16 protein-coding genes and 2 pseudogenes are annotated in these 19,189 nt (G+C 73.0%); 11 read left to right on the top strand and 7 right to left on the bottom strand.

All coding sequences use genetic code 11. The features are described from left to right. The first annotated feature begins 30 nt into the window (after nt 1–30). Both ACIBK3_RS21955 and ACIBK3_RS21960 read left to right on the top strand, forming a co-directional pair. Nucleotides 31–957 (top strand): NADP-dependent oxidoreductase, encoded by a 927-nt coding sequence (locus tag ACIBK3_RS21955; RefSeq protein WP_399367844.1) that lies wholly within the window; start codon nt 31–33, stop codon nt 955–957. Next, nucleotides 954–1,817 (top strand): GNAT family N-acetyltransferase, encoded by an 864-nt coding sequence (locus ACIBK3_RS21960; RefSeq protein ID WP_399367768.1) that lies wholly within the window; start codon nt 954–956, stop codon nt 1,815–1,817. Before ACIBK3_RS21955 ends, ACIBK3_RS21960 begins: the two co-directional genes overlap by 4 nt. A 16-nt stretch (nt 1,818–1,833) precedes the next feature. Here ACIBK3_RS21960 and ACIBK3_RS21965 read toward each other — a convergent pair whose 3' ends face one another. Further along, complete coding sequence (locus ACIBK3_RS21965) at nt 1,834–2,277, bottom strand: MarR family winged helix-turn-helix transcriptional regulator (RefSeq protein WP_399367770.1); 444 nt, start codon at nt 2,275–2,277, stop codon at nt 1,834–1,836. Nucleotides 2,278–2,521: 244 nt separating this feature from the next. Here ACIBK3_RS21965 and ACIBK3_RS21970 point away from each other — a divergent pair, with 244 nt between their 5' ends. Beyond that, nucleotides 2,522–3,373 (top strand): putative protein N(5)-glutamine methyltransferase, encoded by an 852-nt coding sequence (locus ACIBK3_RS21970; RefSeq protein WP_399367772.1) that lies wholly within the window; start codon nt 2,522–2,524, stop codon nt 3,371–3,373. A gap of 238 nt (nt 3,374–3,611) precedes the next feature. Here ACIBK3_RS21970 and ACIBK3_RS21975 read toward each other — a convergent pair whose 3' ends face one another. Beyond that, complete coding sequence (locus tag ACIBK3_RS21975) at nt 3,612–4,373, bottom strand: sulfite exporter TauE/SafE family protein (RefSeq protein WP_399367774.1); 762 nt, start codon at nt 4,371–4,373, stop codon at nt 3,612–3,614. An 84-nt stretch (nt 4,374–4,457) separates the two neighbouring features. Between ACIBK3_RS21975 and ACIBK3_RS21980 the strand changes: the two genes are divergently transcribed. Further along, entirely contained in the window at nt 4,458–5,480 is a 1,023-nt protein-coding gene (locus ACIBK3_RS21980; protein WP_399367846.1) for a LysR family transcriptional regulator, read from the top strand. On the opposite strand, the gene ACIBK3_RS21985 is transcribed toward ACIBK3_RS21980, so the two are convergent. Continuing rightward, nucleotides 5,364–6,290, bottom strand: coding sequence for a LysR family transcriptional regulator (locus ACIBK3_RS21985; RefSeq protein ID WP_399367776.1), 927 nt, complete (start codon nt 6,288–6,290; stop codon nt 5,364–5,366). The two genes, ACIBK3_RS21980 and ACIBK3_RS21985, sit on opposite strands and share 117 nt — an antisense overlap. Before the next feature lie 169 nt (nt 6,291–6,459). Between ACIBK3_RS21985 and ACIBK3_RS21990 the strand changes: the two genes are divergently transcribed. Next, the gene (locus ACIBK3_RS21990; protein ID WP_399367778.1) at nt 6,460–7,716 is read left to right on the top strand and encodes an MFS transporter; all 1,257 of its coding nucleotides are present in this window, start codon (nt 6,460–6,462) and stop codon (nt 7,714–7,716) included. 12 nt (nt 7,717–7,728) lie between these two features. Here the strand turns inward: ACIBK3_RS21990 and ACIBK3_RS21995 are convergent, their stop codons facing one another. Next, nucleotides 7,729–8,451 (bottom strand): hypothetical protein, encoded by a 723-nt coding sequence (locus ACIBK3_RS21995; protein ID WP_399367780.1) that lies wholly within the window; start codon nt 8,449–8,451, stop codon nt 7,729–7,731. Nucleotides 8,452–8,595: 144 nt separating this feature from the next. After that, on the bottom strand, nt 8,596–10,683 hold the full coding sequence (locus ACIBK3_RS22000) for a SpoIIE family protein phosphatase (protein ID WP_399367782.1): 2,088 nt from the start codon (nt 10,681–10,683) through the stop codon (nt 8,596–8,598). 261 nt (nt 10,684–10,944) lie between these two features. On the opposite strand from ACIBK3_RS22000, the gene ACIBK3_RS22005 reads away from it, so the two are divergent. Next, complete coding sequence (locus tag ACIBK3_RS22005) at nt 10,945–11,820, top strand: hypothetical protein (protein WP_399367784.1); 876 nt, start codon at nt 10,945–10,947, stop codon at nt 11,818–11,820. A gap of 351 nt (nt 11,821–12,171) precedes the next feature. Beyond that, nucleotides 12,172–13,456 (top strand): annotated as a pseudogene (locus tag ACIBK3_RS22010) (cation:proton antiporter). Here ACIBK3_RS22010 and ACIBK3_RS22015 read toward each other — a convergent pair. After that, nucleotides 13,426–13,650, bottom strand: a complete 225-nt coding sequence (locus ACIBK3_RS22015) for a hypothetical protein (protein ID WP_399367786.1) — start codon at nt 13,648–13,650, stop codon at nt 13,426–13,428. The pseudogene ACIBK3_RS22010 and the gene ACIBK3_RS22015 sit on opposite strands and share 31 nt — an antisense overlap. Nucleotides 13,651–13,837: 187 nt before the next feature. On the opposite strand from ACIBK3_RS22015, the gene ACIBK3_RS22020 reads away from it, so the two are divergent. The 3 genes and pseudogenes from ACIBK3_RS22020 (at nt 13,838) to ACIBK3_RS22030 (ending at nt 17,234) form a co-directional block, all read left to right on the top strand. Next, nucleotides 13,838–14,206: a hypothetical protein gene (locus ACIBK3_RS22020; RefSeq protein WP_399367787.1), complete on the top strand. Its 369-nt coding sequence runs from the start codon at nt 13,838–13,840 to the stop codon at nt 14,204–14,206. Between the two features lie 430 nt (nt 14,207–14,636). Next, nucleotides 14,637–16,651 (top strand): annotated as a pseudogene (locus tag ACIBK3_RS22025) (FAD-dependent oxidoreductase). 31 nt (nt 16,652–16,682) lie between these two features. Continuing rightward, nucleotides 16,683–17,234: a PadR family transcriptional regulator gene (locus ACIBK3_RS22030; RefSeq protein ID WP_399367789.1), complete on the top strand. Its 552-nt coding sequence runs from the start codon at nt 16,683–16,685 to the stop codon at nt 17,232–17,234. Nucleotides 17,235–17,264: 30 nt separating this feature from the next. Here the strand turns inward: ACIBK3_RS22030 and ACIBK3_RS22035 are convergent, their stop codons facing one another. Beyond that, nucleotides 17,265–17,810, bottom strand: coding sequence for a hypothetical protein (locus ACIBK3_RS22035; RefSeq protein ID WP_399367791.1), 546 nt, complete (start codon nt 17,808–17,810; stop codon nt 17,265–17,267). A gap of 366 nt (nt 17,811–18,176) precedes the next feature. Between ACIBK3_RS22035 and ACIBK3_RS22040 the strand changes: the two genes are divergently transcribed. Further along, on the top strand, nt 18,177–18,983 hold the full coding sequence (locus ACIBK3_RS22040; RefSeq protein ID WP_399367793.1) for a glycoside hydrolase family 75 protein: 807 nt from the start codon (nt 18,177–18,179) through the stop codon (nt 18,981–18,983). Nucleotides 18,984–19,189 lie beyond the last annotated feature (206 nt).

The following is a 19,189-nucleotide window of genomic DNA, read 5'->3' on the forward strand; positions in this document are numbered from 1 at the left end:
GTCCCGGCGGAAGCGAAGGAGAGTGGAACAGTGCCCAAGGCGTACGTCTTCACCCGGTACGGCGGCCCGGAGGCCGAGTCGCTCGTAGAGGTGGACCGGCCCGTCCCCGGCCCCGGCCAGATGCTGGTCGCGGTGCGGGCCGCAGGCGTGAACCCGATCGACTGGAAGCAGCGCACCGGCTACCGCCGCCCCGGTGAGAGCGGCGAGCGCGTGTTCCCCGTCGTGTTCGGCAACGAGGTCGCCGGGGTTGTCGAGGCGACCGGCGACGGCGTCGAGGGATTCGCCGCCGGGGACGAGGTCTTCGGCAACACGGTCGCCGGCGGGTACGCCGAGTACGCCCTCCTGCCGGCCGAGGTGACCGCCCACAAGCCCGAGGGCCTGTCCTTCGCGCGCGCCGCGACCCTGCCCGTCGCCGCCGCGACCGCCTACGACGGCATCCGTCAACTCGCACTGCCGGCCGGGGCGACCCTGCTGGTCACCGGCGCGGGCGGCGGCGTCGGCGCGGCGGCCGTGCAGATCGCCCGGTCCTTCGGACTGAGTGTCGTCGGCGTCGCGAGCGACAGCAAGAAGGACTTCGTCGAGGCGCTCGGGGCCGTGCACGTCCCGTCCGGGCCGGGCTGGGCCGAGCGGGCGCGGGCGGCCGCGCCGGACGGCGTCGCCGGGGTGTACGACCTGGTGGGCGGCGAGGTACTGGCCGAGGCCGCCGAACTGCTCGCCGACCGGACCAGGTTGATCACCGCCGGTGCCTCGCCCCAGGAGGCGGCGCGGCTCGGCGGCGCCCGCGTGGCCCGCGCCCGCAACGCCGCCGTCCTGGAGGCGGTGGCCCAACTCGTGGTGAACGGCGACCTGGACCCGCACGTCATCGGAACGTTCCCGCTCGACCGGGCCGGCGAGGCCCTGCGCACGGTCGAGGACGGTCACGCCCGCGGCAAGGTCGTGATCGAGGTCTCCCGATGACCACGGACATCCCGGTGACCAAGGACCTCCCGGTAACGTCGAACATCCCGGGACCCACGGGGAGCCAAGAGGCAACCGCTGACCAGCAGACGTCAGGCCCGCAGCCGGCAGCCCGGCAGACGTCAGTCCCGCCCTCCGGCCTGCCCCGGCCCACCGACCCGCCCCACGTCCTCGACCACCCCGCCCGCGCCGCGCTGACCGGTCCGCACGCGCACTTCGCCGAGTGGCGCGGCCGGGTGGTGCGCTACCCCGTCGACGTCACACCGTGGCTGGCGCTGCCCGATGAGCCCGACGCCGACGACTGGGCGGACGCTGCTGCACTCGTGGGTCCCGGCGGAGAGGTTCCGCTGCTCGGGTTCCAGGGACAGGTCCCCGACGGCTGGGAGGTCACCTTCCGGATCGAGGGCGTGCAGTACGTGGACGAGGGCCTCGCCGCCGCCCCGGACCCGGAGGCGGTCCGGCTCGGCCCGGCGGACGTGCCCGAGATTCTCGACCTGATCGCCCGCACGCAGCCCGGCCCCTTCCTGCCGCGCACCATAGAACTCGGCACCTACCTGGGAATACGCCGCGGCGGAGCCCTCGTCGCCATGGCGGGGGAGCGACTGCACCCGCCCGGCTGGACCGAGATCAGCGCGGTCTGCACCGACCCCGCCGCCCGCGGCGAGGGCCTCGCCACCCGGCTGATCCGCGCCGTGGCCCACGGCATCCGGGAACGCGGCGAGACAGCGTTCCTGCACACCGGCGCCGGCAACACCCACGCCATCCGGCTCTACGAGTCCCTGGGCTTCCGGCTGCGCCGCACAACGGCCTTCGGGGCTGCCCGGGCACCAAAACGGCCGCAGTCACCGCAACGGCGCTGAAGGGACGTACACCCGCTCAGTCCTCCCCGGTCCCCGCACCGGCCCCCGCGTTGTAGCGGACGAGATAGGCGGCGAACCGTTGCAGATCCTCCTCCGCCCAGTCCACCAGCCGCTCCTTCACAGCGGCGCGACGGCTCACGGTGACCTGGGCGAGGATCCGCCGGCCGGCCTCCGTCAGATGCAGCACGTGCACACGGTGGTCCTCCGGGTCCCGGCGCCGTTCGACCAGCCCGGCCCGGTCCAGGGCGGTGACCTGGCGGCTGACCGTGGACTTGTCCAGGGCGTAGTGGGCGGCCAGGTCGGTGGCGCGGCACCCGCCGCTCTCCTCCAGGTGGCCGAGCAGGGTGTACGACACCAGCGACAACTCGGGGTGCATGCGTCCGGCGGAGGCGCGGGCGCGGCGTGCGAACGCGGTCATCTCCCGCTGGATGGTCTCCACCGCCGCCTCAGTCGCGTTCACGGAACCTCCCTCAGCCCTGACCTGCTGGTTGCATAATACAACTTGAGGGGGATCGGGCGTTCCGGCACTGGTCGTTGGGGTAATGTTCCGTCCGGCTGCGGGCCGTCCCAGCCATGAGGTTCCGAGGAGGTGAGACCCAGTGCCGCTGTGTCAGGTCGGGTGCTCTCCCCTCGAACCGGTGCGGATCACCGGCCGTAGGTGACCGCGGGAGCGCCCCACGGCTCCCGAAAGGCTTCCGGCTTCCATGCCCCCACTCTCTCCACTCACTCCCTCCTCCTCGCCGTCGTCCCGTGCCTGGGTCGTCGTCGCGCTGCGTGCCGCCGGCTGTGTGTTCGCCGAGGACGAGGCGGAGCTCCTTCTGGCCGCCGCCCGCACGCCGGACGAGCTGGCCGCCCTGGTGGACCGCCGGATCGCCGGCGAGCCCCTTGAACTCGTCGTGGGCTGGGCCGAGTTCCGCGGACTGCGCATCGCCGTGGAACCCGGCGTCTTCGTACCCCGCCGCCGCACCGAGTTCCTCGTCGAACAGGCCCTCGCCCACGTTCCCGGCGCGGGTGTCGTCGTGGACCTGTGCTGCGGATCGGGCGCCGTCGGCGCCGCCCTCGCCGCAGCGCTCGGTTCCGTTGAGCTGCACGCGGCCGACATCGACCCGGCGGCGGTGCGCTGCGCCCGCCGCAACATCCTCGGCGCCGGTGGCCAGGTGCACACGGGCGACCTGTTCGAGGCGCTGCCCGGCGACCTGCGCGGTCGCGTGGACATCCTCGCGGCCAACGTGCCGTACGTCCCCACCGACGAGATCGGCCTCCTGCCCGCCGAGGCCCGCGACCACGAGCCGCTGGTCGCACTCGACGGCGGTTCGGACGGCCTGGACCTCCTGCGGCGCGTCGCGAGCGAGGCGCCCGGCTGGCTCGCGCCCGGTGGCTGCCTGCTGATCGAGACGAGCGAGCGCCAGGCCCCGACAGCCGTCGAGGCCTTCACCCGGGCGGGCCTGCGGACCCGGCCGGCCGTCTCGGAGGAGGGGTACGCCAACGTCGTGATCGGCACCAGCCCCCAGGCACGTCCGACCGCCACGCCATGCCCCACCGAGTCGAGGCCTTAGTGGCTGTCGTCGGGATCAGCCTGGCGGCGAGACGCGGTGCTTCTCGGCCGAGCCGAGCCGAGCGGGGTCATGGGGGCCCTGCTCGAGCGAAGCCGAGAGTGGGGAGCGTGCGCCCCAAGGCGGAGGAGGGAGCCGACGCGGAGCGATGGGGACCCCTCCCGCTCGAGCGAAGCCGAGAGTGGGGAGCGTGCCGACAACGCGGCAGATGTACGTGCCAGAGCCTGCGACGCCGGGGTGCTCAACCGCGGAGGAAATACAGGACGGTCATCGACACGGCGGTGCCCAGGACCACGCCCCGCAGCAGCCGGGCGGGCAGCCGGCGGGCGAGGTGAGCGCCGCCGAAGCCGCCCGCCACCGCGCCGGCCAGCAGGGCGGTGAGCGTCAGCGGCGCGCTCAGCGTGTCCGAGGCGACCAGGAACAGCGCGGCCGCGCTCAGGTAGACGGCCGCGAGCTGGGTGATCCGCATCGGATTGCCGGCCGCGGTGTCGAGGCCGAGGCCGATGCTCCACAGCGCCAGCATCATGATGCCTACGGCTCCGCCGAAGTATCCGCCGTACAACGCGAGGAAGAACTGGCTCGCCACGACTGCCCGGGAACTCAACCGGACACGTCGGCCCAAGGCGGTGCTCAGCGCCCCGGAGAGACGGCGGCCGAAAGCCAGGAGCACCGTGGCGAACGCCAGCAGCCACGGCACCGCCGTCTCAAAGGACGCCGACGGAAGCGCCAGCAGCAGCCCGGCACCGAGCGTGCCCCCGACCGCGCTCGCCGCGGTGAGTGTCCTGGTGGACGCCGTCCCGACGGGGGCGAGTTCGCGTCGGTAGACCCAGGCGCCGGCCACCGCGCCGGGAACGAGGGCGACGGTCGACATCGCGTTGGCGGTCACCGGCGACTGGCCGGCTGTGACCAGCGCGAGGAGCGCCACGAACGTACCGCCGCCCCCGACGGCGTTCAGCGCACCGGCGGCGACACCGGCCAGCAGGACGAGCACGGTCTCGGACACCCGCCGAGCATCGCCCCGTCACCGGCCGTCCCACAATGCGCCATCGGCGCACCCAGCCTAAGGCTGTGCCATAGGCTCATGGCCGTGCGCTATGACCTGGACGATCTGCGTCTCTTCCTCGCCGTCGTGGCGGAGGGATCGATCACGGCAGGCGCGCGGCGGATGCATCTGAGCCTGCCGTCGGCCAGTGCGCGGGTGCGCGCGCTGGAGCACCACGCCGGTGTGACCCTGTTGATCCGGGGCCGACGCGGCGTGCGGCCGACCCCGGCGGGCACGACGCTTGCCCGGCACGCCCGCGAGGTCCTCGACCGCACCGCACGGCTCGACAGCGCGGTGGCGAGCTACTCCCGGTCCCCGACCGCTCCGCTGACGCTGCTGAGCGGCGGCTCCGCGATGCACCGGCTCGTGCCGCAGGCCCTGGTCTCGTTCCTGCGGGCGCACCCGGACGTCGACGTCACGCTCCGGGAGAGCCGTACCCCGCACACCGTGCGCACGCTCGCCGACGGGGAGGCCGACCTCGGGGTCGTCGTCGACGACGAGGCAGGCGGCAGCGGGCTCGCCACGGAAGTCCTCGGCGACGACTCCCTGGTCGTGATCGGACAGCGCGGCGGGATCCTCGCCGGGCGGACCGGGGTGTCGTACAGCGAGGCCGCCGAACACCCGCTCGTCGGGCTGGACCGCGAAGCATCGCTGCGGCGCTGGATCGACGAACACCTCGGTCCGCACGCCCCGGTGGCCCGGTACCGGACCACAGTCGCCGACCTGGGCGTCCTCGTCGCCCTGGCGGCCGCCGGCGTCGGGCTGGCCGTGGTACCGCGGCGGGCCGTCGACCCGGACCGGCCGCTCGACGTGTGCGCGCTGCGGGATCCCTGGGCGCGGCGCCGGCTTCTGCTGGCCTGGGGCGTCAAGGAACGGCCCGCGTCCGCCGTGGCCCTCGCCGAGCACCTGCGCCGGGCGGCCCTGCCCGAGCCGGCCGCCCCCGACGTGGATCTACTCGGCCCACTTCGGCGTCCAGGTCCCGGCGGCACGGGCGGGCCGGGCGGAGACGAGGTGGGCGCGCAGGGCGGGGAGCACGGGGTGCGGGTTGTCGCTCCGCCAGATCAGTGAGTGCGGGTACACCGGGGTCGGGTCGCGTACGGGAATGCGCCGCAGGCCCTGCTCCGGGGGCCAGAAGACACGTGTCCCCTCGCCGACGAAGCTCGCCAGGGCCGGGGACTGGGCGATCGTCTCCGGGAGCGGTTCGGTGCCGAAGTCGGGGCCGGTCGTCTCGATGGTGAACCCGAACGCGGCGGCGAAGTCGTCGTAGAACGTCGTCCATTCGGTACCCGGGACCAGCTCCGGCATCCAGATCCGGTGGCCCGCCAGCTGGTCCGGCCGGACGGCACGGGCCCCGGCCAGCACATGTGCCGGCCCGGTGACCAGGTGCAGGGGCTCGTCGTGGACCGGGACCGTCTCGATCCCGTCGGGCAGCCGCCGTGCCGGGACGGTCACGGCCCGGAACGACGCGTCGATCGTGCCGGACCGGACGGCGGCGACGGCGGCCTCGGCGTCGAAGAGGGTCACGACGTCCAGCTCGGTGTCGGGGTGCGCGCGGCGGAAGTCCCGCAGGAGCGCCGCCGGGGCGAGCCGGCGGCCGATGACATCCACGCGCAGGGCGCGCCGGCCCGGTCGTACGGAAGCCGCCGCCCGCTCCTCGGCCCGCAGCAGATCGCGGGCGTACGGCAGGAACGCGTGCCCGTCGACGGTGAGCCGGGCTCCCCGCGGAGCGCGCGCGAACAGCCGTACGCCCAGGTCCTTCTCCAGCGCGGCGATCCGCTTGGAGACGGCCTGCTGCGTGATCGACAGAGTGACGGCGGCGTCCTGGAACCGGCCCGCGTCCGCAGCGGCGACGAAGGTGCGTACGGCATGGAGGTCCACGGCGACCAGCCTATGCGGCGAGGCACAACGCCCGGTTGTGGCGGGCCGGCCCGGCGGTTGTTTGCCCGGCGGCCCCGCCGACCGCTTTGATGACGCGGGGTCGACGCGGGGTCGACGCGGGGTCGACGCGGGGTCGGCGGGGGGTCGGCGGGGGAGAGGTGGGGCACGCGTGGGTGTGCGGCGGTCGCTCGGGCGGCCCTTCGGGTGGCTGTGGGCGGCGTACGCCGTCAGCACGTTCGGTACGCGCCTCGCGTTCGACGCGTTTCCCCTGATCGCGGTGATCGTCCTGGACGCCGGGCCGACCGAGGTGGCGGCGCTGGCCGCCGCCGGGCTGGCCGTCGGGGCGGTGGTGGCGGTGCCGCTCGGCCCGTGGGTGGAGTTCCGCCGCAAGCGGCCGGTGATGGTCGCGATGGACCTGGTGCGCTGCGTGGCCCTGACGAGTGTCCCCGCCGCGTACGCGTTCGGCGCGCTGACCTTCGGCCAGCTGCTGGTGGTGTCGGTCGTCGTCGCGGCGGCCGACATCACCTTCACCGCGGCCTCCGGCGCCTTCCTCAAGGCACTGGTGCGAGGCGAGGACCTGCTCGTCGCGAACGGCCGGTTCGAGGCCACCGCGTGGACCGCCACCGTGCTCGGACCGCCCGCCGGCGGCGCGGCGATCGGACTGTTCGGGCCGGTGATGACCGTGGTCGCCGACGCCGTGAGCTATCTGCTGTCCGCCGTGGGGATCCGGGCCATCGGCGGCAAGGAGACGAAGACCGTGCGCACCGGCCCGCCCGAGGGTTTCCGGGTGGGGGCCCTCCTCGAAGGGTGGCGGCACATCCTGGCGAGCCCCGCCCTGCGCCCGCTGTTCTTCAACACGGTCCTGGTCAACGGCCTGATCATGGCGACCTCGCCGCTGCTCGCCGTCCTGATGCTCGGCCGGCTCGGATTCGCCCCCTGGCAGTACGGCGTGGCCTTCGCCGTGCCGTGCCTGGGCGGCCTGCTCGGCTCACGCCTGGCCCGCCGGCTCGTGGCCCGGTTCGGCCAGCACCGGGTGCTGCTGGCCTCGGGGGCGCTGCGCGCCTGCTGGGTGCTCTGGCTGGCTTTCGTCAGGCCCGGGGTGAGCGGGCTCGTGCTGGTCATGGCCGTGGAGCTCGGGCTGATCACCTGCTGCGCCGTGTACAACCCGGTGCTCTCCACCTACCGGCTCGAGCACACCCCGACGGACCGGGTCGTGCGGACCCTCTCCGCCTGGTCGGTCACCGGGAAGCTCACCATCGCCGCCCTGACCGCCCTGTGGGGGCTGCTGGCCGGCGTCACCGGCACCCGGACGGCCCTCGCGGCCGCCGGTGCGCTGATGCTGGCGACCCCGCTGCTGCTCCCACGGCACGACCGGGGACGCCAGGACGAGCGGGACGAGCGGGACACGGTCAGCAGACCGGCCTGACCGACGCCGGGGTCAGGCCGTGGCCCCGCTGCCCGACGGGGTGGGCGCCTCCCGGTCCCGGAACTTGTGCCCCGGGTGCCGGCCGAGCCAGTCCGGGACCTTCTTCTCCCATGTGCCCGCGAGGACGTGCTGCGCGGTCCTGGTGCCGTGGGCGCGGGTACCGATCAGGAAGGCCGTGTCGCCCTTCTTGACAGCGTCGGCGCCCGAGCCCTCGTCGGGGAAGACCTTCACGTCGGAACCCACGGTCCAGGTCCACGCGGCGCCGTCCTCGCTCTTGACCGTGACCTGGTCGCCGGCCACCTTCTCGACGGTGCCCCGCTGCCAGACGCGGATCACCCACGTGCCGGAGTCGCGGTCCTTCACGGTCGACTCGCCGTGCACCCCGATCACGCCGAGCCCGGACCACGGGCCATGGCTGTGCCCGTCACCGGACTCGCCGGGTGACGGAGACGCCGACGCGGTCCCGGAGGCCGCCGGCAGCGCTCCGTTGCCGGCGGCCGGGGAGGATGTGGTGGCGTAGGCGACCGTGCCGCCCAGCGCCAGAACGGCCACGGCTGTGGCGGCGGTGACGGCCCGGGCGCGGGCGGAGCGCCGCTGCCACACCCCACGCACTCCGCCGCCCGGCGGACGCTCGCGTTCCGCCCCGCCGGGGCCCGCGAGCACCTCCCACTCCGTGCCCTGACCGGTGGGCGGCTCGGCACCGACCGTGTGTTCCTGGTCCGGATCGTGCGTCACGGCTCACTCCCTTCGGCCTCGGCACCGCCGTACGCGATGCGCTGCCTACCTTTCATTGTGGAATGCGGCAGGTAAGAACCAGATAATCCGTTCCTGTGAAGCCGCCTCGCCCGTCCAAGGCGCCCTGTACGCGGGGCCCGGCGGCTACTGGGGCATCTGCACCCGCGCGATCAGCAGCGCCACGTCGTCGGAGTTGTCCGGCTGGTGCAGGGTGCGCAGCAGCAGGTCGCAGACCTCCTCCAAGGGGCGGTCGGGGCCCTCCAGGAGGGCCAGCAGGGCGTCGAGGCGCTCGTCGAGCGGGTGCTGCCGCGTCTCGACGAGGCCGTCGGTGTAGAACACGAGCCGGTCGCCGGGGGCGAGATCGATGGTGGTCGTCGAGAAGGCGACCCCGCCCACGCCCAGCGGCGCCCCGGTGGGCAGGTCGAGCAGTTCCGGGGGGCGGCCCGCGCGCAGCCGGACCGGCGGCAGGTGACCGGCGTTGGCGATCCGGCACTGCCGCAGCCGCGGATCGTGCACGGCGTACACGCAGGTGGCGATGGACTGGTCCGGGCCGTCGGTGATCCGGTCGAGGTGTTCCAGGAGCCGGGCCGGATCGAGGTCGAGGGAGGCGAGGGTGTTCGTGGCGGTGCGCAGCCGGCCCATGGTCGCGGCCGCGTTGATGCCGCTGCCCATCACGTCGCCCACGACGAGCGCGGTCTTGCCGCCGTCCAGCGGGATCACGTCGAACCAGTCGCCACCGACCTCGGCCGTCGCTCCCGCCGGCTGGTAGCGGGAGGCGACCTCCAGCCCGCCCGTCACCCTCGGATGACTGGGCAGCAGACTGCGCTGCAGGGTGAGGGCGGTGTTCCGGGCGTTCTGGTACCAGCGCGCGTTGTCGATCTGCACGGCCGCGCGGGACGCCAGCTCCCGCGCCAGCACCAGGTCGTCCTCGCCGAACGGCAGGGCGTTGCGGGTGCGCTTGAGATCGAGGGCGCCCAGCACCTCGCCGCGCGCGATCAGCGGAACGGCCAGATAGGAGTGGACGCCCGCGCGCGCGAGCAGCTCGGCGGCCTGAGGGGAGCGTGCCGTGCGCGCCAGGGCCTCCGCATCGACCTGCGGCACCAGGATCGGTTGGCCGGTGCGGACGCATTCGGTGACGAACCGGTCGGGAGCGTACCGGGCGACCTGTCCGGGCGGGTCGGCGGCGGCGAGGGCGTCCGGGGCCCGGTCCGCCTCGACGGCCAGGGCGCGGATGACGGCCGGTTCGGCGGGGCCGAGGGTGCTGGGTCTGCCCTGGACGACCGCCTCCAGCAGGTCCACGGCGGCGATGTCGGCGAGTTCCGGCACGGCCACGTCGGCCAGCTCCCGTGCGGTGCGCTCAAGGTCCAGAGTGGTGCCGATGCGGGTGGTGGCGTCGGCGACCAGGGCCAGGCGCCGCCGCGCGGCCTCCGTCTCGACGGCTGCCCGGTGCTGCTCGGTGACGTCGACGACCATGACGGCCACACCCAGCACGTTGGCCAGCGCGTCCTCCAGCCGGTACAAGGAGACCGTCCAGACGTGTTCCTCGTCCGGGTCGGCCGACGTACGGCCGACGGTGCGCTGGTCGACGACAGGCCGGCCGCTCTCCAGCACCTGGCGGGCCGCGGTATCGATGGCGTCGACGTCGACGTGCGGCAGGATCTCGCGCAGCCTGCGCCCGAGATGCTTCTCGGCGGGGATCCCGTTGATCCGTTCCAGGGCCGGATTGACGGAGACGAACCGCAGATCGTTGTCCAGGACGGCCAGCCCGATCGGGGACTGCGCGACCATCCGGGTCGACAGCGCCACGTCCCGTTCCAGCTCCCGCACGGTCGACTGGTCGGCCGCCAGCCCCAGAGCGTAGACGTCCCCCTGGTCGTCCAGCAGCCGCATGTTGCGGAACTCCACGAGGCGGGTGCTGCCGTCCTTGCGGCGGATGGGGAAGGCCCCCGCCCAGCCCTGACCGGTGTGCATGACGTCGGCGAACAGCTTCACGACCAGGTCGAGATGCTGTTCGTGGACCATGATCCGGGCCGCGTACTCGCCCAGCGCCTCCCGCGCGGAGTAGCCGAACAGTTCCTCGGCCTGCGGGCTCCACAGCACGATCCGGCCCTCGGCGTCCAGCACCACCGAGGCCATGCCGAGCACGTCGAGCAGCCCGCTCGGCGGCAGCGGGGCCCGCACCGGCTCGTCACCCTCCGGCGCGGGAATCCCGGTTGCTCCGGCTGCTCCCATGCCACGCACATCCTTCGCCCGTCCTCGTGGCACGTCGTTCCCCCGTGCCGACTCCCCATGTTCTACCGCGTTCGACCGACATCGCGACGTCGCTGTCGGTTTCTTCCACCATCCCTCAACACGGCGACGGCCGTCCGGTGACGTCACCCGGGGGCGTGGCCGGGCCGACGACCACCGTTCTCCCATTGGTCTGTACATGACCATCTTGCCGGGCCAGACTGGCCGCCGACCACACTCACCCCCCACCGAGGAGTCGTCTCCATGCCCCTGCGCGCCCGGCACCCTCGCCGCACGGTCCTCGCCGCCCTCGTCTCCCTCGCCGCCGCCACCCTGCTGTCCTCCGCCCCGCCGGCCGCCGCCGCCGACACCTGGACCGAGGTGGGCTCCGACCGGGCCGACCCGCTGACCGAGAGCCAGGGCCTCGCCTCGGTCGAGGTCCCCGCCGGCGCCGCCAACCGGTACACCGGCATCGGCACCATCCCCGTCGGACTGAGCAGCCGGGGCTGGAACCACGTGGGGGACCCCGACGCGTCCTACGACGGCCACTACATCGAGCCGTACCAGCGGGACTCCGGCACCACCAAGATGTTCCGCGTGCAGTCGCCGGGCGGCGGCTGGGCGGAGTACGTGCACACGCTCGGCCCCGGCGAGGCGCTGAACAACTCCTGGGCCGCCGTCTCGCCCGGCGGGCAGTGGATGCTGTCGGGGGAGTGGGGCACCATGAACCGGCTGCTCGTCTTCCCCACCCCGGGCGTCAATCCGAGCACCTCGCCGTCGGCGGACCTTCCGCAGGCGAGCACGGTCCGGCTCGACCACGACGTACGTGACGTACAGGGCTGCGACTTCGTCAGCGCCACCCGGCTGCTGTGCTCCTCCGACGACCCGGCGGGCACCCTCTTCGGCGTCACCAAGCCGCTGCTGCAGATCGACCTGTCCGCCGAACCGAACGGCGCCTCCGACGTCACCGGCCAGGTGACCGCGCTGCGTCAACTCCCGCTGCGCAGCTCCTGCTCCGGCACCTTCGAGGCGGAGGGCATCGACTACGACCGCCGTACCGGCACCCTGCGCGTGATCGTCGTATCGCCGGGGTTCTGTGTGCTGACAGACAGCAAGACGTACCGCTTCACCAGGAGTTGAGGTTCGCCGGGGCACGGGGAACCGCCGGCGGCCGGCCTCGGAAATGAGTGTCGGCACCGATGGTGGCGGGGGCGGAGCGGATGCGAGCGGGGAAGGACCGCCGAGCCCCCGCGTCCGTGCGACGGGGGCCGGCGGCGCCGGAACCGACGCCTGACGACCTCGGACGACCGTCAGGCGACCTCAGGTGCCGCAGACGACCCCAGGCGCCTCAAATGACCCCCAGGCGCCCCCAGTCGACCACCTCGGACGAAGGAGTATCCGCATCCACCCCCGTGAAGCGCAGTCCGCCAGGCCCTCGATGCGACGGAAGGCGGTGAGCTGACCGTGGGGCACGCCGACACCCTGCTCGCGATGGGCGGCGCCTTCCACGCCGCCGCGTTCCTCGCCCGCCTCGGCGGCCGGATCGGGCTGCCGACCATCCCGTTGTTCATGCTCGCCGGGATTCTGCTCGGCCCGCACACCCCGGGCCTGGTCCTCGTCGAAAACCCCCACGACTTCGAGATGCTCTCCGCGCTCGGGCTGGTGCTGCTGCTGTTCTACCTGGGCCTGGAGTTCCACCTGGACGACCTCAAGAACGGCGGCCGCCGCCTGCTCGCCGCGGGCGGTGTCCATCTGCTGTTGAACGTCGGCGCGGGCCTTGGCTTCGGGTTCGCGCTGGGCTGGGGGACGCGGGAGGCGCTGGTGCTCGCCGGTGTCCTCGGCATCTCCTCCTCCTCGATCGTCACCAAGATCCTCATCGACCTGGGCCGCGTCGGCCGTCCGGAGACCCGCCTGATCCTGGGTGTGACCGTGGTCGAGGACATCTTCCTGGCGCTCTGCCTCGCCGCTCTGCAGCCGGTCATCGGCGGTGCCCACGACGTGGGCGAGGTGGCCCTCCAGGCGGGCAAGGCGTTCACGTTCCTGCTGGCGCTGGCCGCCGCCGCGCGCTACGGCACCCGGCTGGTCGGGCGTCTGATCCAGGTCCGCGACGACGAGCTGCTCGTCATCAGTTTCCTGGGCGCGGCGGTCTGGTCGCCGGTGTCTCCGAGGTCCTCGGGGTCGCCGACGCGATCGGCGCGTTCATGGTGGGCCTGATCCTGGCGGGTACCCCCTCCGGGCCGCGCATCCGCGCCCTGGTGCACCCGCTGCGCGACGCCTTCGCGGCGATCTTCTTCTTCGCCTTCGGACTGTTCATCGACCCGGCGTCATCGCCTCCGTCGCCGGACTCGTCGCCGTGGCGGCAGCCCTCACCCTCCTGATGAACGTGATCGCGGGCCTGCTCGTCGCCCGCCTCCACCGCTACGGCACGGACACCGCCGCGGACATCGCCACGACCCTCGTGGCCCGCGGGGAGTTCGCGCTGATCCTCGCCGCGATGGCCATTAGCGCGGGCCTCGACGAGCGCCTCGCCCCCTTCATCGCCGGTTACGTCCTCGTCCTGGCCGTCCTCGGCCCGGTCGCCGCCGGCCGCGTCCCTCTCCTCGCCCGCGCGCTCAGGGGAGCACGGGGCCGGCTGTCCCCCGCCGTACTCCGGCGACCTCTGCGGGCCCGGTACGTGAGCCCGCGCGGTGCGGGGAGCGGGTGCCGTGAGGCCGGCCGGGTCGGGCGGTGCCGGCGGGCGCGTGGTCATTCGGTCCCGGTGCCGTTCCAGTCGTAGGGCCCGCCGCCGCGCCACTCGATCAGCGTGGGATCGTCGACGGCCGTGTCCTGCGCGGGCAGGCCCGCCTGGTGCAGGAACTCCAGCACGTCGAAGAGGCTGTACGCGATGCCCGCGGGCTCACCGCGAACCGTCACCGGCCGTCCACCGTCCGGCGAGGGTGCGAGCACGACCACGGGCGGATCCTCGTCCATAGGACCACCATGCGCCGAGACGGGCCGTCACGCAGCTCTTCGGACGCCGATCCAGGAGGACACCCGCCCCCGGACGGGTTCGGCTGCGCCGGTAGTGCTCCGCCGGAGCTGGTGGTTTTCTGGGGGATGGGACGGCCGCGCGGAACGTCCGTGCACCGTGCCGTGGTCCACGAGAGGAGCGATCACGATGGACGGTCACCGACCGCATCCGGAATCCGTCTCGGTGGAGATCAGCGGGTGCAGCAAGCATGACGCCCGCATCGTGTTCGACGCCCTGTGCGGGTGCTTCGCGTCCGACCGGTGCGCCGAGGACGTGCCCGAGGAGTTCTCGCAGACCCGCCCGACGGTGTGGCTCGGCACGTTCGACGTCGCCGAGGCGCACGAGGGCTCCGCTCCCGGCCCGCTCTCCTCCTCCGTCATCGCCGATGTCCAGGGCGGCTACTGGGCGATCGAACGCTTCCGCACCACCCTGGGCTCCCTGTTCTCCGTACACGACCTGTCGACCGCCTCCGGCGACCAGGAGAAGGAGCTGCACGTACGGCTCGAGAGCAGGTGAGTGACCCTGGCCCGGCCCCTCTGGTGGGACCTCGGCTCCACCAGGGGGGCGTGCGCTGCCCATGGTGATGCGGTGTCGCGGGGTTCGAGGTCGTGCAGGGCGTGCAGGTGAGCGGGGCGCGAGCCAGGCCGCGGCCGGTGTGCGGCGGCCGAGTCCGGGGGCGGAGCACCTGAATGAGATCCGGGTGGGGGAGTCGGCCGACGGGCCACTGGGTCGGGCGTCTCTCCTCCGAGCCCTCCCGCTCGGCCCAGGCGACCATCCTCCATCGCGGCCGTTGTGGGCCCCGCCCCCGACACCCCGGCGGCCCGGCCAGGGCCCCGCTGTCGCCGACGTGGCCCGGATCACCTCTCCCGATTGTGCAACTAGTTGCATAATCAGCGGGCGGTCCTCTACAACAAGAGGCACGACACCGCCGCGTACGGAGGGCCCGATGAGCCGTTACCCGCATCTGCTGACCCCGCTCGACCTGGGCTTCACCACGCTGCCCAACCGCGTCCTCATGGGCTCGATGCACGTCGGCCTGGAGGAGGCCGAGCGGGGTTTCGAGCGCATGGCGGCCTTCTACGCGGCCCGGGCGCGTGGCGGAGTGGGTCTGATCGTCACCGGGGGCATCGCGCCCAACGAGGAGGGGCGGCCGGGCGAGGGCGGTGCCAAGCTCACGACGGAGGAAGAGGCCGAACAGCACACCGTCGTCACCGAGGCGGTGCACCGCGAGGGTGGCCGGATCGCGATGCAGATCCTGCACTTCGGGCGGTACGCCTACCACCGGGACCTGGTCGCCCCCAGCCCCCTCCAGGCCCCCATCAGCCCCTTTTCGCCCCGCGAACTCACCGACGCCGACGTCGAGCGCACCATCGACGACTACGCCCGCACCGCCCGCCTCGCCCGTCAGGCCGGCTACGACGGCGTCGAGATCATGGGCTCCGAGGGCTACCTCATCAACGAGTTCATCGCCGCACAGACCAACCACCGCACCGACCGCTGGGGCGGCTCCTACGAGAACCGCATGCGCTTCCCCGTCGAGATCGTCCGGCGCGTACGCGAGGCCGTCGGCGAGGACTTCGTCATCATCTACCGCCTGTCCATGCTGGATCTCGTCCCGGGCGGCTCCACCCTCGACGAGGTGATCACCCTCGCCAAGGCCGTCGAGGCCGCCGGGGCGACCATCATCAACACCGGCATCGGCTGGCACGAGGCCCGTATCCCCACCATCGCCACCTCGGTGCCGCGCGGCGCCTACACCTGGGTGACGAAGCGGCTGATGGGCGAGGTGACCGTCCCGCTCGTCACCACCAACCGCATCAACACCCCCGAGCTCGCCGAGGAGTTGCTCGCCGAGGGCTGCGCGGACATGGTGTCCATGGCCCGCCCGATGCTCGCCGACCCCGACTTCGTGGCGAAGGCCGCGGCCGGCCGTCCCGAGGCCATCAACACCTGCATCGGCTGCAATCAGGCGTGTCTGGACCACACGTTCAGCGGCCGGATCACGTCCTGCCTGGTCAACCCGCGCGCCTGCCACGAGACCGAACTGGTCCTGTCCCCGACGCGGTTGCGCAAACGCGTCGCGGTGGTGGGCGCCGGACCGGCCGGCCTCGCCTGTGCGGTCTCCGCCGCGGAACGCGGCCACGAGGTCACCCTCTTCGACGCCGCGAGCGAGATCGGCGGCCAGCTCGACGTGGCCCGCAAGGTCCCCGGCAAGCAGGAGTTCGACGAGACGCTGCGCTACTTCCGCCACCGGCTGGAGGAGCAGGGGGTGGACGTACGGCTGAACGCCCGGGTGTCCGGCGACGACCTCGCGGACTACGACGAGGTCGTCGTCGCCGCCGGCGTCAGCCCGCGTATCCCCGACATCCCCGGCGTCGACCACCCCAGCGTCGTCGGCTACCTCGATGTCCTGCGGGGCCGTGTGCCCGTCGGCGACCGTGTCGCCGTCATCGGCGCGGGCGGTATCGGCTTCGACGTCGCGGAGTACCTGACCGACAGCGGCGACAAGGCGAGCGAGGACCCGGCGACGTACTTCCGCCAGTGGGGCGTGGACATGGACTACCAGGCGCCAGGTGGACTCGCGTCCCCGCAGCGGCCCGTCCCGCCGCGCACCGTCCATCTGCTCCAGCGCAGTACCACCAAGGTCGGCGCGGGCCTCGGCAGGACCACCGGCTGGATCCACCGCACCGAGCTCAGGCACCGCGGCGTGACCATGGTCCGGGGGTGCGCTACGACCGTATCGACGACGCCGGCCTGCATGTCACCGTCGGTGACACGACCACGGTCCTGGAGGTCGACACCATCGTGCTGTGCACGGGGCAGGAGCCGCGCCGCGACCTGTACGACGAACTGGTCGCCGCGGGGCGCACCGCGTACCTCATCGGCGGTGCCGACGCCGCCGCCGAACTCGACGCCAAGCGCGCCATCAAGCAGGGCACGGAGCTGGCGGCGACGCTCTAGGGACGCGCGAAGCCGTCCCTAGGATGACTCCATGTCACTCCCGCACGCGATCCTCACCGCCCTGCTCGAGAAGCCCTCGTCGGGCCTGGAACTGACCCGCCGGTTCGACAGGTCGATCGGCTACTTCTGGTCGGCGACGCATCAGCAGATCTATCGCGAGCTGGGAAAACTGGAGGCCGAGGGCTACATCCGCGCGCTCCCCGCGGAACAGCCGGCACGCGGGCAGAAGAAGAGCTACGAGGTCCTGCCCGCGGGCCGCGCCGAACTGGCCCGCTGGAGCGCCGCCGCCCAGGACCCGAAGCCGCTGCGGGACGTGCTGCTGCTGCGGCTGCGGGCCGCGGCCGTGGTGGGAACCGCCGGCATCGAGACCGACCTGCGCCGCCATCTCCATCTGCACCGGCGGCAGTTGGCCGAGTACGAGGAGATCGAGAAGCGCGACTTCCCGGCAGGAAAGGACAGCCCCCAGGACCGGCTGCGGCACCTGGTGCTCCAGGCCGGAATCGACCTGGAGACCTTCTGGACCCAGTGGCTCACACGCGCGCTGGAGGAGTTCGCCGACCTGCCCGCCGAGGACAGCCGATAGGGCAGGCACGGCCGGAGGCGGCAGGACCGCTCAGATGCGGTAGCGGTAGGGCTTCGAGCGGCGGCGCAGGAACCAGACCGCGGCCAGGACACCCGTTCCGGCCAGCGCACCGCCGACCGCCAGAGTGAGCGTGCCGTAGTCCTTCGTAGTGCCGCCGAGGCCGCCCATGACGCCGCGCGAGGGCGAGACCGTGGGCGTGGGCGTGCGCGTCGGTGCCGCGGAGACGATCACGGACTGCCTGCCCGCCTCCGCGCCGTCCCGGTTGCAGATGACGATCACCGTGTGCGTACCCGGACTCACGTTGGACCACAGGGCCGACTGGCTGGCGTTGGTGCCGGACAGGTCGGCCTGGCGGCCCTGGGCGAAGCTGGACTGACCGCCGGTGAGCAGGGAGGCCCTGCCGAAGCCGTTGTTGTTGCTGGTGCACGCGCTGGTCGTGACCGACACCGTGGACCCGTTGGTGGTCACGGAGATCCCCGAAGCGGCCGCGGCCGGACCAGCGGCCAGGGCGAGCGGAAGCACGGCGGCGGCCGCCCCGGTCAGGCAGGAACGGAGGAGTGGCTGAGTAGTGTGCATGGGACTGCCCTCCGGCGGCACGGTTGGCGGTACATCCCTTGCGCCGCCGAAGGTCGGGGAACGCCCGTGCTGCCCTCAGGGAGAGCCAATGCGTTCCCGGCCCGCTCCGCACGTGGACCGCCGCCGCTCAGGTGACGCGTTCTTTCGGCGTTCCTTCGTTCGACGCAGCCGGGCCCGTCCGCCGCCGGTAGGGCACATGGCTAAGGTCTGGACCAATATGACCGGGGCAGCTGACGCGGGTCGTCGGCGGCCGGGGTGGTGACGATGTTGCACCGTCCGGCCCCGTAGCGGGTGGCCGCGTGAGCCGGGCGGCAACAGATTGGGCTGAGTACCCGTCAGTTTCCTAGAGGAAAAGGGTTTCTGATCATGCGTCTGCCCTCCCTGACGCTGGCCGCGGCAGGCGTCGCCCTGCTCGCCCCGACGACGCTGCCCGCCCCCGGCATCGAACCCCTGGCTCACGGCGAACCGGTGGTCCCCGGCCAACCCCTGGCCCGCGGCGGACCGGTGACACACGGCCAACCCCTGGCCCACGGCGAACCGGCGACCCACGGCCAACCGGTGACCCACCGGGCAAGGAATCAGCGGCACCAGGGGGAGGTTCGCGCCGCCGATCTGCTGGCCAAGGTGCGTGACTGCACGGCGGTCTCCCGCGGTCGCTACCGCGCCGACGAGGGAGCGCCCGCGACGATTCCGGTCTGCGGCACCCGGGACGCCGTGTTCTGGAAGGCCGACATGGACATCGACTGCGACGGTCGCCCGGGCCGCCTGTGCAACCGCCGTACCGATCCCTTCTTCGCCGGCACCACGGCCTACCAGCAGTCCGACGGCCCCCAGTTGAGCGCCGAACGCCTGCCGTACGTCGTCGTGCCCGCCCCGAGCCGCATCTGGGACCACCGGGCGAGCGGTGTTCAAGGCGGCTCGGTCGTCGCCGTTCTCTATCGCGACCGGGTGCGGTACGCGGTGGTCGGCGACGTCGGCACGTACGACGTCATCGGCGAGGCCTCCTACGCCACCGCCAAGGCCCTCGGCATCCGCCCCGACCCGCACGGCGGCGGTACCGCCTCCGGTGTCACCTACATCGCCTTCAAGAACAGCCGGGTGACCCCGATCGGGGACCGGGCGAGGGCGGCGGCGATCGGGGAACGGCTGGCGCGGAGGTTCGCGCGCCGTTGATCTTCCTCGCCACCTCCGGGGCGAGGGACACAAGGCTGAGGCCTCCTCCGGCCGGCCCGGGGCGACGGCGTTCGCCCGTGCACCGGCCGAACGCGCCGGATCGCCAGCCTGAGACGCCATCCGCTTTCCGAACGTGATCGTTTAGTTCGGGTGGGTGGGCATGAACTCCGGTCGGCAGCGGGAGAGATGGGCGTGGTTCGTCCGCT

This window comes from Streptomyces sp. NPDC050287 (genome assembly GCF_044459385.1).
Classification (GTDB): Bacteria; Actinomycetota; Actinomycetes; order Streptomycetales; family Streptomycetaceae; genus Streptomyces.

Excerpts from the sequence above, each read along its gene's own strand:
- ACIBK3_RS21960 (WP_399367768.1), top strand. The coding sequence starts at position 954 with ATGACCACGGACATCCCGGTGACCAAGGACCTCCCGGTAACGTCGAAC.
- ACIBK3_RS21970 (WP_399367772.1), top strand. The coding sequence starts at position 2,522 with ATGCCCCCACTCTCTCCACTCACTCCCTCCTCCTCGCCGTCGTCCCGT.
- ACIBK3_RS22000 (WP_399367782.1), bottom strand. The coding sequence starts at position 10,683 with ATGGGAGCAGCCGGAGCAACCGGGATTCCCGCGCCGGAGGGTGACGAG.
- ACIBK3_RS22005 (WP_399367784.1), top strand. The coding sequence starts at position 10,945 with ATGCCCCTGCGCGCCCGGCACCCTCGCCGCACGGTCCTCGCCGCCCTC.
- ACIBK3_RS22015 (WP_399367786.1), bottom strand. The coding sequence starts at position 13,650 with ATGGACGAGGATCCGCCCGTGGTCGTGCTCGCACCCTCGCCGGACGGT.
- ACIBK3_RS22020 (WP_399367787.1), top strand. The coding sequence starts at position 13,838 with ATGGACGGTCACCGACCGCATCCGGAATCCGTCTCGGTGGAGATCAGC.
- ACIBK3_RS22030 (WP_399367789.1), top strand. The coding sequence starts at position 16,683 with ATGTCACTCCCGCACGCGATCCTCACCGCCCTGCTCGAGAAGCCCTCG.
- ACIBK3_RS22035 (WP_399367791.1), bottom strand. The coding sequence starts at position 17,810 with ATGCACACTACTCAGCCACTCCTCCGTTCCTGCCTGACCGGGGCGGCC.
- ACIBK3_RS22040 (WP_399367793.1), top strand. The coding sequence starts at position 18,177 with ATGCGTCTGCCCTCCCTGACGCTGGCCGCGGCAGGCGTCGCCCTGCTC.